The sequence below is a fragment of the Idiomarina aminovorans genome (genome assembly GCF_023155095.1).
Classification (GTDB): Bacteria; Pseudomonadota; Gammaproteobacteria; order Enterobacterales; family Alteromonadaceae; genus Idiomarina; species Idiomarina aminovorans.
Genome location: NZ_JAKNDA010000001.1, coordinates 595,700 through 611,249 on the forward strand (window position 1 = coordinate 595,700; position 15,550 = coordinate 611,249).

Consider the following 15,550-nt stretch of genomic DNA (forward strand, 5'->3'; position numbering starts at 1 on the left):
GGAGCCAAATTATACCTCAGGCAACAGCCTCACGCGAGGGGGCTCACAAAGTCTTCTGGTTTTATAGCCAGCACATCACAATTGAGCTGATCAAGAACATGTTCCGCCGTATTTCCCAGAAGCGCCGCACTTAGCCCAGTTCGGCCGATGGTCCCCAATACCACTAACTCAGCATCCAGCTGTTTTGCCGCTTCAGGAATAACCTGTTCAGGTAAGCCCTGTGACAGATATTGATAGTTTTTTGCAATACCGTACTCACGACCAAGGGCGGCTATACGACTCACGTGATGTTGTTCAAGTACATCGGTGTATTCACTGACATCAAACTCTGGAATTTCTACGGCAACATTGACAGGTGCGGAGGGGTAAGCATTAACCAAATGTAAACTGGCATTCAACACTTTACTCATTGATTGCGCATGTACAATGATGCGCTTATTCAAATTTTGATGATGCTCTTCTTCTGAACCGGTATGAACAGCTGCAATAATTTGCCCGTGGCTTGGCCATTCATGTTCTTTAACCAGTAATACCGGGCAGGGGGCTTTTCTTAGTAAATGCCAGTCGGTAGGGGTGAAAATTAAATTCTGAAAACTGGCACTGACTTGGGTTCCTTTAATAATAAGTTCATGCCCGTGCTTAATGGCTTCTTTTATGATCGCTTCAAAAGGCCGATTATGCCAGACAACATCAATATCGATGCGAACTGAATCGGTATCAAATTCACTGAGTACATCTGTTAGCCAGGCTTTTCTGTCGGAAATAAGGTTAGACCGCATAATATCGCGTTCTTCACTGGACAGCATGGTTGTCATTTCGTAAGAAAAGTCGTAAATCGATAAAAACAAAGTTAACCTGGCGTCACTGAGTCTGGCCATGTGCAAAGCGCGTTTCAACGCTTTATGCTGTTCATCGGCAGCGTCTATAACAACCAGGATATGACGAAATGCATCCATACGTACCTCGTAATTAATCTATATTCATAGTTCAGATTAGACGAAAGCAAGGAGCTTTGCAGGCTTTATTGAAAAAAAGGTTTGATTAGAGTCAACATACTCCACAACGCATAAATGATAAGTAACACTCCCATTGCGGTTCGCACCCCTTGTGCCCGTAAAAAGCGATGCAGAAATTGACTAAAGTGGCCCGCAGCTATCATTGCTGGTAAGGTACCTAAACCAAAAGCAGCCATCGTTATTGCTCCACTGCCTGCAGAGCCACTTAACGCGGCCCAACTCAGTGCGCTGTAAACCATACCGCAGGGGAGCCATCCCCACAAAGAGCCGGCAAAAAAAGCGGCAAAACCATTGGGCTTATTTCGAAGCTTGGCAGCGACAGGTTGTATTTTATTCCAAACTGGTCGGGCAGCCTTTTCCAGATAAACTAATCCGGCAAACCAACCCGTAAAATAGAGCCCGAGTAATAGTAAGAACACAACCGCTAGCCAACGCAGAACGATGGTAGTGTAGCCTCCTTCAGGGGCAAAAAGTCCGATGGCGCCGCCAACCAGTGCACCAATAAGCATATAGGAACTGACCCGGCCTAAATTATAAAGCCAGACATGGTGAGGCCGGGTATTGATACCCATGGCACTGGCAATACCACCACACATCATTAAGCAATGCCCGGCACCGGCCAGTCCCATCAGCAGTGCGGTAACCAGATCAGCGCTTTGAGTTATCTGAGTCATCATCACTGTTCTTGTCATCATCCATCAGAATGTTAAGTCCCTGGCGTTCAATGTCTTCAAACTGATCCGATCGAACCGCCCAAAAGAAAATCGCAACAGCAATAATGACGAAGATAATTGCAACTGGTATTAATGCGTAAATGACACTCATTTTCGATACAACCTTAGTGAATTTCCAATGACCAATAACGAACTTAGCGACATACCCAGCGCTGCTGCCCATGGAGCTATCATTCCCATAGCGGCAACCGGCAATATGGAAATATTATACACTAATGCCCAAACGAAGTTTTGCTGCATGATTCTGCGAGTTTTCAGTGCACTTTCTATAACGGTCTTAACCTGGTTTAGCGATTCAGACATTAATACGACATCGGCGGCGGTCTGAGCTAAATCAGAAGCCTGAGAAAATGTCATAGAAAGATCTGCCTTAGCCAGAACAGGACTGTCATTGATGCCATCGCCGATCATCCAGACGGTGTTGCCGGCTTCTTGTTGTTTCGCAACAAATGCGAGCTTTTCTTCAGGTTTTAGCGACCCATGATATTCCGAAATACCAACTTCCTGAGCTAGCGACTGGACTCTTGACGGGCTGTCACCACTTAAGACAATAGGCTGGTAACCATTCTTTGTTAACCAGTTAATAGTGGCCCTGGCATCCTCGCGCAACTTATCTTCAACTCTGAACTGTGCTAAAACGCCTTCTTCACTGGCAACAATTACCTGGTGTTTGTTAAGTGATTTAAACTCAGGATGCCATTGCTGTATGTAGGTTTCACTACCAACCCGGTAATGTTTCTCATTAAATTCGCCTTCCAGCCCCAGACCCATTTCATTATTGACGTTTTGAAACCGGGCGGGGTTTTCAGAGAGCTGGCTTAACGGAACGGAAAGAGGGTGCTCAGAAAATAACTCCAGTCCACTGACCAGCCTATTTACTGTTTCAGAGTCGGTAAAATCTTCTCGCTCTACCAGTCTGAATTTCCCTTCTGTTAAAGTGCCGGTTTTATCAAGACACACTTTGTCTAATTCTTTTACAGATTCAAGAACATCGGAACCTTTTAATAAAATACCATCGCGGTTAAGCCGGTGAATAATGCCGGTCAATGCCGTAGGTGCAGCAAGAGAGAGAGCACAGGGACAGGTTGCAACTAATACTGCCAGTGTTACCCAAAGCGCATGATCAGGCTGGAGCCACCACCAGCTAAAATAGGTAAGAACCGCAATAAGTAAGAGAGCGGCAATAAAGTAACCGGCTATTTTATCGATAACTTGCTGAGCTTTTGGTTTAACTGCCAGTGCTGAATCCTGCATCGATATAATGCCGGCTAAGACCGTTTGTTGCGCTGTTGCTGTCACTTCTATTCGTATCGGAGAATGTTGGTTAATGCTGCCGGCAACAACGGCATCCCCCGGCTTTTTCGCCCGGGGCAGGCTTTCGCCGGTTAACAGACTTTCATCTACCTGCGCCGGCTCATTCAATAAGTCACCGTCTGCCGGCACGGTTTCGCCAGCTTTCACACGAATAATATCGCCAATATTTAACTGCTTAATAGCAATAGACTCGGTGCCGTCTAGTGTTTCCCGGGTTGCTAACTTTGGCAATAAAGTCAGTCTGTTAGTGGCAAACTTTAAGGCGCGTTCTTTGGCTAATAACTCAAGAAAGCGGCCAGTTAACAAGAAGAAGGTAAACATGGATATTGATTCGAAATAAACCTCACCGGTATTGGCAATCGTGGCATAAACGCTGGCACTGTAAGCACCTAACAAGGCAATACTGACCGGTATGTCCATATTCAACCGCGAGGCTTGCAGTGCGCGCAGGGCGCCGGCATAAAAGGGTTGCGCACTGTAAAGAATGACCGGTGTTGCGAAGAGCAAACTCACTCCCCATAAAAAGCGCTGTAAATCCGGGGATAAATCACTTGCTGCACCAAAATACAAGCCAAAGGCAACCATCATAACCTGCATGGTTGCAATACCAGCGACACCGAGCCGGCGAATATAGCTTTTCCGCTGACGAGCATATTGCTGCTCAGCTTCATTTGGCTGAAACGGCAAGGCTTTATAACCAATGCCAGCTAAAGCTTTTAAAATTTCACTCAGTTTTAGCTGCTTCGGGGACCAGGTAACCTGTAAGCGACGGCTGGTGACATTAACGACGGCTTTCTGTATCCCTCCTAAACGTGCCAATTCGCGTTCAATTAACCACCCACAAGCTCCGCAGGTAATGTTTTCTACGGTTAAAGTGGCAACTTCCGTACTTTCATTCTCATGCCTGACAAACTCTTTTTGTAAGTCTGGATGGTCGTACAGTGCTAACTCGTTTAATTCATCGGGAAGGACAGGGGAGTCCTGTAATTGAGCGGTATCTCTGTGTTCGTAATAAGCGTGTAATTGATGCTGAATAATGGTTTGCGCTACAGCCTGACATCCGGCACAACAAACCGGTTTCTCTGAGCCTTTAAATTCAACTGAGAGATCAACACCCTTAGGAACCGGTTGCAGGCAGTGGAAACATTCCATCGATTCAAACTCCGTATAACAGCGGACGAAGTTTTGCTAATTCTGCCTTCGGCAATTGGTATTTTTCACTCACTTTCCAGACCTTATTAAAAGGTTCTACTGTGATCGTCCATTTACCGTTAATTTCCTCTGGAATGTCAGCCCGATAGGTACCATCAGCAGCTACTGTCAACATTCTCGAAAAGTCTTTTCCCGCTTGTGTCGTATGAACAAAATAAACTCTTAATGCGGATAACTCATCAGGTTGCCCTGAGGCATACTTTAAAGTAAACAAGCCTTGGTCTGCTGTGAACTCAAAAGAGATATCACGACGCTGTGCTTCTTCAACATGTTCAATAATAGCGTTAATGGTCTTTCCGCGTTTGTAGTAGTCATCCACAACCATAGAAAAGCTGCCCTGCGATATAGACAGATAAATGATAACGCCACAAACAATCATGACCGTAACCGGAAGGGTGATAAGAAACCATGGCCAGAACTGCTTATACCAGGGTTGATTCATAATGAGACCTCTTACAAAAAACCCCGCCGAAGCGGGGCTGTTTAGTACGCTTTATTCTTCGTTAGACAAGCTGTAGACATAAGCGGAGATAACGTGAATTTTATCTTCCCCTAATATGTTTTTCCAGGCTGGCATAACACCATTTCGACCATGCTTTAACGTCTCTTCAATTTTATTAATTGAGCCGCCATATAACCATACATTATCAGTTAGGTTAGGAGCTCCTAGTTGTTGATTACCTTTACCATCCTGACCATGACAAGCACTGCAAACCGCAAAATTTGCTTTTCCGGCCTGAACCAGGTCAGCATCTCGTTTGCGACCACTTAAACTGGCAACATAGTTTGCAAGCTCAGTAATCTGTTTATCACTAAACTGTCCGCTAAATGCTGGCATGTTACCCTGACGGCCCTGAAGCAACGTCGTTTTTATATCATCTGGTTCGCCCCCATAAAGCCAGTCATTGTCCGTTAAGTTAGGAAAACCCTGGCCACCCATAGCATTAGAGCCGTGGCACTGCGCACAGTTTTGAAGGAACAAACGTTGACCAACATCTAAAGCGTCTTCATTTTTTGCCAACTCGTTCACAGGTTGCTGCGCAAAGGCTTCAAAGATAGGACCATATTTTTCTTCTGCGGAACGAATTGCACGATCATACTCAACAATCATGCCTTTTTCGTGCGCTTCCTTCATAGCCTGACGAGACTCTTCCAAAGAACGTATATCCTGGTTTGAACTCTTCCAGTCAAGCAACCCGTTGAAATTACCCAGCCCCGGGTACAGCGCTAAATATAAGAAGCCCCACACAAAGCAAGCCCAGAATAAATACGTCCACCATTTAGGAAGGGGATTATTTAACTCAACTATCCCATCGAATTCGTGGTCCATTTCCTGACCTTCTTCGATGTGAGTATAATTTTTCATATTCCAGCGCAATAGCCAAATCAATACCACTAAGGTGGCTAGCGTTAAAACAATTATCCATGCACTCCAGAAGCTACTCATCTTTCTTCGACTCCGGTTTGTCGCTGTTATCTATTGATGATTCGTCTTCTTCAAATATAGAATTAGCCGCTTCATCAAATTGCTTTTTTGTACGGCGGCTGAACGACCAGGCCACAATGGCAATAAAGATTGCCAGTATGATCAGGCTGAACACGCCGCGCCAGGTTCCGTAATCCATTACTTATCAGCCCGCTGTAATGCTGTGCCAAGAGATTGCAAGTAAGCAATAAGCGCATCCATTTCAGTTTCTCCCTGAACGGCTTCTTTTGCACCGGCAATATCTTCATCTTTATAAGGAACGCCCAGTGTACGCATAACTTCCATTTTCTTAGCGGTGTATTCACCTGTTAGCTTGTTTTCAGCAAGCCATGAAAAAGCAGGCATATTCGATTCAGGAACCACATTACGAGGGTTCATCAAATGAACGTAATGCCATTCATCGCTATAACGTCCACCTACGCGCGCCAAATCAGGTCCAGTTCGTTTAGAACCCCACAAGTGAGGGAATTCCCAAACGTGTTCGCCCGCTAGTGAATAATGCCCGTAGCGCTCTGTCTCAGCACGGAAAGGGCGAATCATTTGGCTGTGGCAGTTATTACAACCTTCGCGTATATAAATGTCCCGGCCTTCGAGTTCAAGGGCACTATAAGGCTCCAAGCCTTTTATAGGTTCATTAACTTGTTTCTGAAATATCAGTGGTGTAATTTCAACAAGGCCACCAATAGAAACAGCGATAATCATAAGAATAGACAACCAGCCTAAGTTCTTTTCAACAAATTCGTGTTTAAAGCGACTCATTATTCTCCCCCTCAGGCAGTTTGCACGACGTTGCCTGCAGCTGTCTCACGACGGCCGGCACGAATTGTCTGATAACAGTTATAAGCCATAATCAGCATACCAATCACAATGAACACACCTCCAATAAAGCGGCCTGTCCAGAACGGATAAGATGCCTGAACACTCTCGACGAAACTGTACGTCAGGGTTCCGTCGGAGTTTGTAGCACGCCACATAAGCCCCTGCATAACACCTGAAATCCACATTGAAACGATGTAAAAAACAACGCCGATAGTGTGTAACCAGAAGTGGATGTTCACCAGTTTAATACTGTGAATTTCTTTCTGATTAAACAGGCGAGGTACCAGGTAGTACATCGAGCCGATAGTGATCATTGCAACCCAGCCTAAAGCGCCTGAGTGAACGTGACCAACGGTCCAGTCCGTGTAATGAGAAAGTGCATTAACTGACTTGATTGCCATCATCGGGCCTTCGAAAGTCGACATGCCGTAGAATGATAACGAGACAATCAGGAAGCGCAGTATTGGGTCAGTACGCAGCTTATGCCATGCACCCGACAAGGTCATAATGCCGTTGATCATGCCGCCCCAGGAAGGAACGAAAAGAATTACTGACATCACCATACCCACCGACTGAGTCCAGTCCGGAAGAGCCGTATAATGCAGGTGATGAGGGCCGGCCCATATATACAGTGAAATAAGAGCCCAGAAATGGACGACAGATAAACGATAAGAGTAGACAGGGCGTTCAGCCTGCTTAGGTACAAAATAATACATCATACCCAGGAACCCGGCAGTCAGCAGGAAGCCTACCGCATTGTGTCCGTACCACCATTGGACCATGGCATCGGTTGCGCCGGAATAAATTGAGTATGACTTCGTGAAAGACACCGGTATCGCAAAGCTGTTAACAATATGAAGCATGGCTATAACGACGATAAAAGCGCCAAAGAACCAGTTAGCAACATAAATATGCGATGTTTTCCGAATAGCCAGTGTTCCGAAGAATACGATTGAGTAAGCGATCCAGACGACAGCAATTAAAATATCGATAGGCCATTCAAGTTCAGCGTATTCCTTCGTGCTGTTAAGACCCATAGGCAGAGTAATTACCGCTGCCACTATAACGGCCTGCCACCCCCAAAAAGTAAAGGTCGCCAACTTGTTGGAAAACAGACTAACTTGACAGGTTTTCTGAACAACATAATAAGAGGTCGCAAAAAGCGCGCTGGTACCGAATGCGAAAATAACCGCATTTGTGTGCAACGGGCGAAGGCGGGAGTAGGTTAACCAGGGGGTATTGAAGTTTAGTTCTGGCCAGACTAGCTGAGCAGCTATCAATACGCCTAATGCCATACCGACGATACCCCAAATAATAGTCATGACAGTAAACTGTCGAACGACCTTCATATTATATTCGATCGGTTGTTTTGGAATTGTTTGACTCATCTTTTAAATCCGCAGTGATTAGATCAGGAAAAAGGAGACTTTTACCAGACACAATCCATGTAAAAGTGAGTCCATTTTACGTCTTATGAGCAAAAAGGTACAGGGGATATTGTGATTATCCCCTGCCTTATTAAGGTTATTTTGTCTTGAACCGACTCACAAGTTGACTTAAATCAACACTGTTTTTGCTAAGATCATGACTCACTTCCGATACCCGCGTATTTGCTTCCTGATTGGCATGAGATAGATCAGAGATGCCGGTGATGTTCTTATTGAGATCTCTCGTTACCCGGCTTTGTTCGTCAGTCGCTGAAGCAATTTGTGTGTTCATGCTGGAAATATTAACGACCGCCTCCTGGATTTGACTGATGGCTCGCTCAGCCTTCAATGCTTCTTCGTTGGTCGATGTTGAACGTTGCTCGACATCGCTAATAATTTGGCTGACATCTTTGATAGCTCCCTGAATACTCTCAACAATTGAAGAAATCTCATCAGTTGAATGCTGGGTTCGAGTCGCTAACGTTCTGACTTCGTCTGCGACAACCGCAAAACCACGTCCGGCATCTCCGGCTCTAGCGGCTTCAATTGCAGCATTTAGCGCGAGTAAATTCGTTTGTTCGGCGATAGCAACAATAACACCCAGTATATTACCAATTTTGTCCGAACCATCCTGCAATAGCCGGGCTTTTGCTCCGGCTTTGACGAGCTCAGAGGTCAGAGCCTCAATATTATTGACTGACTCGCGTACAATAACTGCAGAATGTCCAGCTTCTTCATCCGCTGTATTTGCTGAATCTGCGGCCTGACGTGCATGATCAGCAACTTCGGATGCCGAAGATGAGAGTTCTGTAATAGCCGTGGCTATAGAGCTAGTTTGAGAGGTCAATTCGTCACTCTGACGACTACTGGTGGCTGATAAATCGGTTAACTGACTCGCAGCTTCACTCTCATTTTGAGTACTTTCCTGAACGCTTTGCACCAATTGCTCAATTTTGTGTACAAAAGTGTTGAACGACGTTGCCAGTTTGGACAATTCATCTGAGCCTGAGTCATTCAGTCGCCGAGTTAAATCGCCTTCGCCTTGCGCAATATCAAACATAGCACTATTAATGGTTTTTAGTGGGCGGGTAATACTGCGTATTATTAAAACAAACACAAGAAGGAGAGGTACAGCTAGTAGCAGGGCCACCCCGGCTAATTTGAAGAATTCCTGCCACAACATGCTGGTAATATTGTCGGTGTACTGGCCTGTCCCCATAATAAGATTCCAGGGTTTAAACACTCTAATTCTACTAATCTTCGGAACCAGGTTATTGGCATCACTGCCTTTTTGCCATATGTACTCTACGGTTGCGCGCTCCCGGGAGCGTGCTTTTTCAATCATCTCTTGGAACAGTTGAGTGCCTTGTGGGTCTTCATAGCTAGTGACATCTTTACCAACTAATTGCTTAGAAAATGGGTGTTGCACCAGAACACCATTCCTGTTTAGCGTAAATATATACTCTACGCCTTCGTATCTGATGTCATCCAGACGAGCATAAGCTTCGGCTTTAGCTTCAGTTTCGCTGAGATTACCGTCCTGATATTCCTGATGATAATAACTGACTATGGTATGAGCGGAATCAAGTACAGCATTGAGTTTTCGTTTTTCCTCTTCAACCAGCAAGTTGTTCAGAATAAACATCATAAACGCCACCATCAGAGCCGTTCCTAACGCGGCAATGCCCATTAAGGAGACTAGTCTCTGCGTGATGCTTAACTGCTGAACTATCTTCATTGGCATTCCTCAATCAACCGACGATAAACTGATGTAATAAGTTATCGGCAGTTTTCAAAATATTTACAATAAAAATTAGCGCAAAGATTTGTATTTTGTCTATTAATTTGTTCCTCGTTGTTTTAATGCGAGCGTAGCGCTATAAAGCAGTGGGGGGCTTAGCTCGCCCTTGTTAACGCCTTAAACTAAAACCTTAATTAATTTATTATCAATAAGGATTGATTTTTGGTAATATAAAACTCAGTGATAAAGTCAATTCTCATGGCTGCTTTACCATTTTCCGTGTTGTGAATCGCTAATATACCAAGCAAAGTTCGGCAGATTTGATTACTCTTGTAACCAGGTTTTAAATTTTAAGGTATTTGCAATGAGCTTAACGGATCCGAAAACCTTTGAATGTCCTTACTGCATGGCAATTAACGATCTTGAAGTAGACTGGCTGAACGATATTGACCAGCACCAGATTGTCGATTGCCAAGTCTGCTGTCAGCCAATTGAAATAGAGATACTGCAGTTAGGGGACGACGTGCAGATAAAAGCGCACCGAGATGACGAGTAGGGTGGCTTTTAATTCTATATTGTTTCGATTTCTTGCGCTGCTTCTCTAAAACCTTGCTGGCGTGGCTCGTCACCCATATTCATGCCTTTAGAGAGTAAATACCTCCTCGGCCTGATGCTATATAAGACTTTTTGTTACTGACCAGACCTTCAGGACCTTGCTCGGTGTATTTATTGGCGCACCGATAACCAGCGTATCCGCATCCGGCTGGCATCTGCTCATTGGAATCATGCATATGACGTATTCGCACCGATGCTGAATACTGCCGGCAATGCGTGTTTTTATAGATTTTCTTGCTGAGAAACCTCTACGGCTTGCGCAACAGCAGCTTTAAAAAGTAAGTGCTTCGTACTAAATCTATACATATATAGTAATGATTTAACATAATATACATTATACGCAATCAAGTAATATCAAAATTCAGGTGTTTTTTAGACCTGTGAAATGACCAAAAAAAAGCCCCGAAAATTCTGGCAAATTCTCAGGGCTTGGTCGCCACATTCCGACTTTAAACAGATGCGGGCGACTCGGTAACTTTAACTCAGTTATCGGTTTGCTCCAATAATTTGGAGTTTTTTTATGCATAAAAAAACCTCGTTTAACCTCCGTCGTAATGGACATTTTGTCCAACCTTTAAATTCTCTGGAGGTGCTCAATGCTCTTTAGGGAATTTAAGGGTGACTTTTACTTGGCCTTTGTCCATGTATTTGGATTCAATTACAGCGCTGCTGCTGCTCATTTTGGTGTTAACGTTCGTACTGTTAAACGCTGGCTCCACCAGAGTACCGCGCCTATGCCTGTACTCAGGTATCTTGATTCTATGTCTCGTGGGTTCTTACCAGACTATGAACCGTTTGCTAGCTGGTACATCTATGGGACTAATATTTTAACCCCCTGGGGCTCAGTTAATGCTTTTGAAGTGGAGTTTCTGAATATCTACAAATGGAGCTCACGCCGTTATGCTGAGGTTTTTAAATCAAACAAGCACCTTCGAGAAGCAGACAAGCAGTCTTTAGAGAATGCTAACCGCCCTTCTAACTACTCAGATTCTATCCGGTACTCACAATTTAAAGTCTCCTATAGCTATTAAATTAAATGGCTTACAACTCTTTTAAGAGCTTTTGACAAAAAACTAAAAGGTAGATATATGACTATTTCCAATGAAAAAATTATCCAATCTGTTGATTTATATTTATCGCTTTCCGGTGAAACTAGACAAGAGTTTATTTCTATGTTGGCTGATATGTCTCAGCAGGCCTCCTCTGAGCGAATCGAGTTGCTTTTAAAGTCAACTTTACCCGAGCTTGACTCCTAACTTTTGATTGTTACTAGATGAGCGGCGCAGACAGATAGGCATTTGCCAGCTGGCTGTGACGCTCTTAAGCCGCCTTTTGGTGGCTTTTTTATTGGGGTAAATAGGGGCAAAGCCCCTATTGCTAGACTCTGCTGACTTGATCGGTGATAAAAAGCCATAACTGGCCGAGACTAATCAGAAAGAATCCTCTTTTGTACAACTGCCCGCCCTGCCAGACCAATTTCACGATCGCCACAGGCGAGAGTGAAATAAAAAAAACATTAACCCAACGGGCAAAGGTGCAAGTAGTACTGCACTTTTTTCTCAAATTGAGAAAACACAACACACCCTAATTCACTTTAACCTCATGTTTTTAAAAAGAAAAACCTTAAAAACAGGGGTATGCACCCAATTCTCATAAAAAACACTTAATTTCACGCAGGATTTAACAGAAAAATCAGATTAAAAAACTAGGGTTTTATCGGGTAAATTGAAGCTCTAAACAAAGTTGTATAGGTATACCAGTTTAAACTTGTATACATTATACGCAATTAAGTATTTCGGCATAATTTAAGTCTCAGATTCACTTTATTAAGGTTTTGCAAAGGCTTGGCGCGACAATTGAATAAAATACGGCAAACGATCGTTTGCCACGACTAAATGACAGTTTTCAGAACTCGACAGAATCGCCAAAGCGACAGATTTACTACTACGCCGCATTTTCTGGCTAGTGCAATATTTATGCTATAGTATTAAAAGGTAATACCCTTTAATATTCAGTGAAGTCAGAAATGGCAACATCGGTAAAATTGAATGACGATATGAAAAAGCGCGTGCAGCATCTTGCTGATATTCGGCATCGTTCTGCGCATTGGATCATGCGTTAGGCGATTGAAGATTATGTCGAGCGTGAAGAAAAACGGGAAACGTTCAAGCAGGATGCCCTTCATGCCTGGGATGAATATCAACGTAATGGCCTTCATCTGACCCAGAAAGAAACCGATGAATGGCTCTCTAAACTTGAATCCGGTGACGATGCCGAGTTGCCAACGTGTCACACGTAATCTGGTCACCCGCGGCTTTAGCGGATGTACAGCGTTTGCATGAATTTTTGCGAAGCAAGGACCCGATAGCTGCTCGTCAGGCTGTGAAAAGTATTCGCCAGAGCCTCAATTGGCCGTCCGCTCGACGACATGCCTGTAGAGTTCAGAGAATGGCTCATCGATTTTGGTCGAAGCGGCTATGTCGCACTGTACCGTTACGACGGTATTGAAACGATTATCCTCGCTGTTCGACATCAAAATGAAGTCGGTTATTCGTAACTCTCCCAATTCATCATTTCTGTTATCATGCCTCTATTGCAAGTTACTAGAAGAACAATTCAATGAAGCTAGATTATTTGGCATTGCAGCCACAAACCAGCGAATGGCTCAAAGAGCTGCCTGCGGAACTTAAAGAAGATGCTTTAGTTGGGCAAAAACGTGCGGTTACGGCCTTGAATAACGCGTTACGCCAGCGCGGCACGTATTCAAATGGTTATGCGTTGTTTTCAGGCGGGCTTTTAAAACGCGACCTTCTGGATGCCTATTTTGCAGATAATCGTTGGGAATTTACCTGTTGGTACGACTGGCTGTACCTGGCGAACCCGTCTGCTCCTTTACGTCCGCTGTGTGTGAATTTGCCATCTGGTACTGCTGATGCTGCAATTAAAGCTATATGGGGCTTTTTAAAACGGCCGTTAGATCAGCGTGAAGAAGCTTATATAGCGATAGTTGAACAGTTTGATACGCACAAGCTGCGCGACTACATGCAGCAAATACGGGATAAAAAGGCAGAAGACATTCAGGGTGAGAGCCTGGCTTCCGTTTTGGTTGGACATCAGCACCCTGCCCCTTACTATTATTGCGACCGCGTGACTGAAGAACGGCTATTTGGCCACATTGGTGTGCAATCGGTAGAAGGAACAGTCAGTTCAGAGCTGAATTTGATTGAGGCGGGCCTTTTGCATAAAGCAAACGGCGGTGTTCTGGCTATTGAAGTAGCTCAGTTGCTCGAAAATATTACACTCTGGAAGCGCTTGAAAGATGTTATCGAAGGCGGTGAATTTGAATGGCCGCGCCAGGCACCGGACTCAGGTACCGCCTTCTTTTATCGGCCTGAATCGATACCTATTAATATTAAAATTATTTTACTGGGTTCACGTAATGAGTACGCGCAACTGCGCGAGTACGACGAGGACTTTGATAACTTTTTTCCGTTTCTGGCAGACTTTCACGGGCATTATGCCACTCAGAATGAGCCGGTAGCGCCCTACTTCAATTACTTACAATATGTTTGGCAACTTGCCGATGTGTTGCCATTAAGTACGGATGGCTATTCGGCCTTACTGCGAGTTTGCGCTCGATACACCGATTACCAGCAAGAGCTGACATTGAATACCATACCGTTACTGCAACTACTTCGTGAAGCCAACGACTGCGCACTGCAGAATCAACACGCCAAAATCGATAAGGCAGCTATTGATTTAGCGCTACAGCAACAGCGTGATCGTGAAGGAAACCTTGCCGAGTTAAGTCGTCGTAGCATTTTGGAGCAACAAGTCCGAATTGATACGCATGGCCGGGCTATTGGTCAGCTTAATGGGTTAACCGTTGTGACCATGGGCGGCAGTGAGTTTGGTGAACCCGCGCGCATTACGGCGACCATTCATTATGGTGATGGCGACATTATTGATATTGAACGAAAGTCTGATCTGTCCGGGAATATTCATACTAAAGGCGTCATGATTTTAAGCGCTTACCTGGCGAATCAGTTTGCGCGCCATGAGCCTTTGTCGGTGTCGGCAACTGTTGTATTTGAACAATCTTATTACGAAGTCGACGGCGACAGTGCTTCACTTGGCGAGCTCTGTTGTCTGATATCAGCGCTTGCCGAGCAGCCGGTTAAACAATCCCTGGCAATTACCGGAGCCGTTGATCAATTCGGCAATGTGCAGTCTATTGGCGCGGTTAATGAAAAAATTGAAGGTTATTATGCGCTTTGTGCACATCGCGGTTTAAATGGTGAGCAAGGCGTTATTATTCCGCAGTCGAATAAACACCAATTAAATCTTAACGACGAAGTTGTTGAAGCGGTTAAAAATGGGCGGTTTCACGTGTATACCGTGGAGCATGTAGAGGAAGCACTGGAATTATTAACAGAGACACCGATTAAAACTCTTTTTCAGAATGTCCGGGAACGCTCATTGGATAATACAGACAATGAGCAACCTCGTAGCTTTTGGCGCCGAATTTTTGGTTAAAAACAAACTTGTCGGATTTGTTTAGCGTACAGTTGTACGCTAGACTAAGCCCTAGTTTTTTAACAATTAATTAGGGTATTTATGAATCAGTCGAGCTTTACTCGTGAAGAACTTCTTGCTTGTAGTCGTGGCGAAATGTTTGGTCCTGGTAACAGTAAATTACCGGCACCTAATATGTTGATGATGGATCGCATCATTGAAATTAACGAAAATGGTGGTTCTGACGGTAAAGGCTTTATTCACGCAGAGCTCGATATCCACCCTGACCTCTGGTTTTTTGATTGCCACTTTAAAGGTGATCCGGTTATGCCGGGTTGTTTGGGTCTTGATGCTATGTGGCAGTTGCTTGGCTTCCATTTAGGCTGGTCCGGTGGTCCTGGCCGTGGTCGCGCGTTAGGCGTTGGTGAAGTAAAATTTACGGGACAAATACTGCCTGAACACAAAAAAGTCAGCTACTTCATTGATATGACGCGAGTCATTAAGCGCAGATTGTTCATGGGCGTTGGTAATGGTCGTGTAGAAGTGGACGGCCGTGAAATTTACACGGCTAAAGATCTAAAAGTAGGTTTATTCACTGATACTTCTACTTTTTAACTAGCTACAAAAAAACGCCGATGTTTTACTATCGGCGTTTCAATTATTTTTCTACT

The 15,550-nt window shown here is 44.4% G+C and carries 16 protein-coding genes and 1 pseudogene; 6 read left to right on the forward strand and 11 right to left on the reverse strand.

What is annotated here, in order from left to right; all coding sequences use genetic code 11:
• Positions 1 to 29 precede the first annotated feature (29 nt).
• From uspE to L8G48_RS03035, 10 genes are all read right to left on the reverse strand, one after another.
• Positions 30 to 956: a universal stress protein UspE gene (gene uspE / locus L8G48_RS02990; RefSeq protein WP_248263129.1), complete on the reverse strand. Its 927-nt coding sequence runs from the start codon at positions 954 to 956 to the stop codon at positions 30 to 32.
• A 65-nt stretch (positions 957 to 1,021) separates the two neighbouring features.
• Positions 1,022 to 1,693 (reverse strand): sulfite exporter TauE/SafE family protein, encoded by a 672-nt coding sequence (locus tag L8G48_RS02995; RefSeq protein WP_248263130.1) that lies wholly within the window; start codon positions 1,691 to 1,693, stop codon positions 1,022 to 1,024.
• Positions 1,665 to 1,841: a cbb3-type cytochrome oxidase assembly protein CcoS gene (ccoS, locus tag L8G48_RS03000; protein WP_248263131.1), complete on the reverse strand. Its 177-nt coding sequence runs from the start codon at positions 1,839 to 1,841 to the stop codon at positions 1,665 to 1,667. Before ccoS ends, L8G48_RS02995 begins: the two co-directional genes overlap by 29 nt.
• The gene (locus L8G48_RS03005) at positions 1,838 to 4,216 is read right to left on the reverse strand and encodes a heavy metal translocating P-type ATPase (RefSeq protein WP_248263132.1); all 2,379 of its coding nucleotides are present in this window, start codon (positions 4,214 to 4,216) and stop codon (positions 1,838 to 1,840) included. Before L8G48_RS03005 ends, ccoS begins: the two co-directional genes overlap by 4 nt.
• Positions 4,217 to 4,220: 4 nt before the next feature.
• On the reverse strand, positions 4,221 to 4,718 hold the full coding sequence (locus tag L8G48_RS03010; protein ID WP_248263133.1) for a FixH family protein: 498 nt from the start codon (positions 4,716 to 4,718) through the stop codon (positions 4,221 to 4,223).
• A 51-nt stretch (positions 4,719 to 4,769) separates the two neighbouring features.
• Positions 4,770 to 5,723: a cytochrome-c oxidase, cbb3-type subunit III gene (ccoP, locus tag L8G48_RS03015; RefSeq protein ID WP_248263134.1), complete on the reverse strand. Its 954-nt coding sequence runs from the start codon at positions 5,721 to 5,723 to the stop codon at positions 4,770 to 4,772.
• Positions 5,716 to 5,901 carry a cbb3-type cytochrome oxidase subunit 3 gene (locus L8G48_RS03020; protein WP_248263135.1) on the reverse strand — a complete coding sequence of 62 codons (186 nt, stop codon included), beginning with the start codon at positions 5,899 to 5,901 and terminating at the stop codon, positions 5,716 to 5,718. Before L8G48_RS03020 ends, ccoP begins: the two co-directional genes overlap by 8 nt.
• Positions 5,901 to 6,521 carry a cytochrome-c oxidase, cbb3-type subunit II gene (gene ccoO / locus L8G48_RS03025; RefSeq protein ID WP_248263136.1) on the reverse strand — a complete coding sequence of 207 codons (621 nt, stop codon included), beginning with the start codon at positions 6,519 to 6,521 and terminating at the stop codon, positions 5,901 to 5,903. Before ccoO ends, L8G48_RS03020 begins: the two co-directional genes overlap by 1 nt.
• Positions 6,522 to 6,532: 11 nt before the next feature.
• Complete coding sequence (gene ccoN / locus L8G48_RS03030; RefSeq protein WP_248263137.1) at positions 6,533 to 7,969, reverse strand: cytochrome-c oxidase, cbb3-type subunit I; 1,437 nt, start codon at positions 7,967 to 7,969, stop codon at positions 6,533 to 6,535.
• A 136-nt stretch (positions 7,970 to 8,105) separates the two neighbouring features.
• Entirely contained in the window at positions 8,106 to 9,746 is a 1,641-nt protein-coding gene (locus tag L8G48_RS03035) for a methyl-accepting chemotaxis protein (RefSeq protein WP_248263138.1), read from the reverse strand.
• Positions 9,747 to 10,113: 367 nt separating this feature from the next.
• Here L8G48_RS03035 and L8G48_RS03040 point away from each other — a divergent pair, with 367 nt between their 5' ends.
• The gene (locus L8G48_RS03040) at positions 10,114 to 10,305 is read left to right on the forward strand and encodes a zinc ribbon domain-containing protein (protein ID WP_248263139.1); all 192 of its coding nucleotides are present in this window, start codon (positions 10,114 to 10,116) and stop codon (positions 10,303 to 10,305) included.
• Between the two features lie 14 nt (positions 10,306 to 10,319).
• Here L8G48_RS03040 and L8G48_RS03045 read toward each other — a convergent pair.
• Positions 10,320 to 10,477, reverse strand: a pseudogene (locus L8G48_RS03045) (FMN-dependent NADH-azoreductase); the annotation flags it as partial.
• Between the two features lie 975 nt (positions 10,478 to 11,452).
• Here L8G48_RS03045 and L8G48_RS03050 point away from each other — a divergent pair.
• The 5 genes from L8G48_RS03050 (at position 11,453) to fabA (ending at position 15,494) form a co-directional block, all read left to right on the forward strand.
• Positions 11,453 to 11,620 carry a hypothetical protein gene (locus L8G48_RS03050; RefSeq protein ID WP_248263140.1) on the forward strand — a complete coding sequence of 56 codons (168 nt, stop codon included), beginning with the start codon at positions 11,453 to 11,455 and terminating at the stop codon, positions 11,618 to 11,620.
• An 800-nt stretch (positions 11,621 to 12,420) separates the two neighbouring features.
• Positions 12,421 to 12,486 carry a hypothetical protein gene (locus tag L8G48_RS13575; protein WP_443986707.1) on the forward strand — a complete coding sequence of 22 codons (66 nt, stop codon included), beginning with the start codon at positions 12,421 to 12,423 and terminating at the stop codon, positions 12,484 to 12,486.
• A 164-nt stretch (positions 12,487 to 12,650) separates the two neighbouring features.
• Positions 12,651 to 12,872, forward strand: coding sequence for a type II toxin-antitoxin system RelE/ParE family toxin (locus L8G48_RS13580; protein ID WP_443986704.1), 222 nt, complete (start codon positions 12,651 to 12,653; stop codon positions 12,870 to 12,872).
• A gap of 111 nt (positions 12,873 to 12,983) precedes the next feature.
• A complete protein-coding gene (locus L8G48_RS03065) occupies positions 12,984 to 14,900 on the forward strand; it encodes an AAA family ATPase (protein ID WP_248263141.1) in 1,917 nt (638 codons plus the stop codon).
• Between the two features lie 81 nt (positions 14,901 to 14,981).
• Positions 14,982 to 15,494: a 3-hydroxyacyl-[acyl-carrier-protein] dehydratase FabA gene (gene fabA / locus L8G48_RS03070; RefSeq protein WP_248263142.1), complete on the forward strand. Its 513-nt coding sequence runs from the start codon at positions 14,982 to 14,984 to the stop codon at positions 15,492 to 15,494.
• Positions 15,495 to 15,550: the final 56 nt, after the last annotated feature.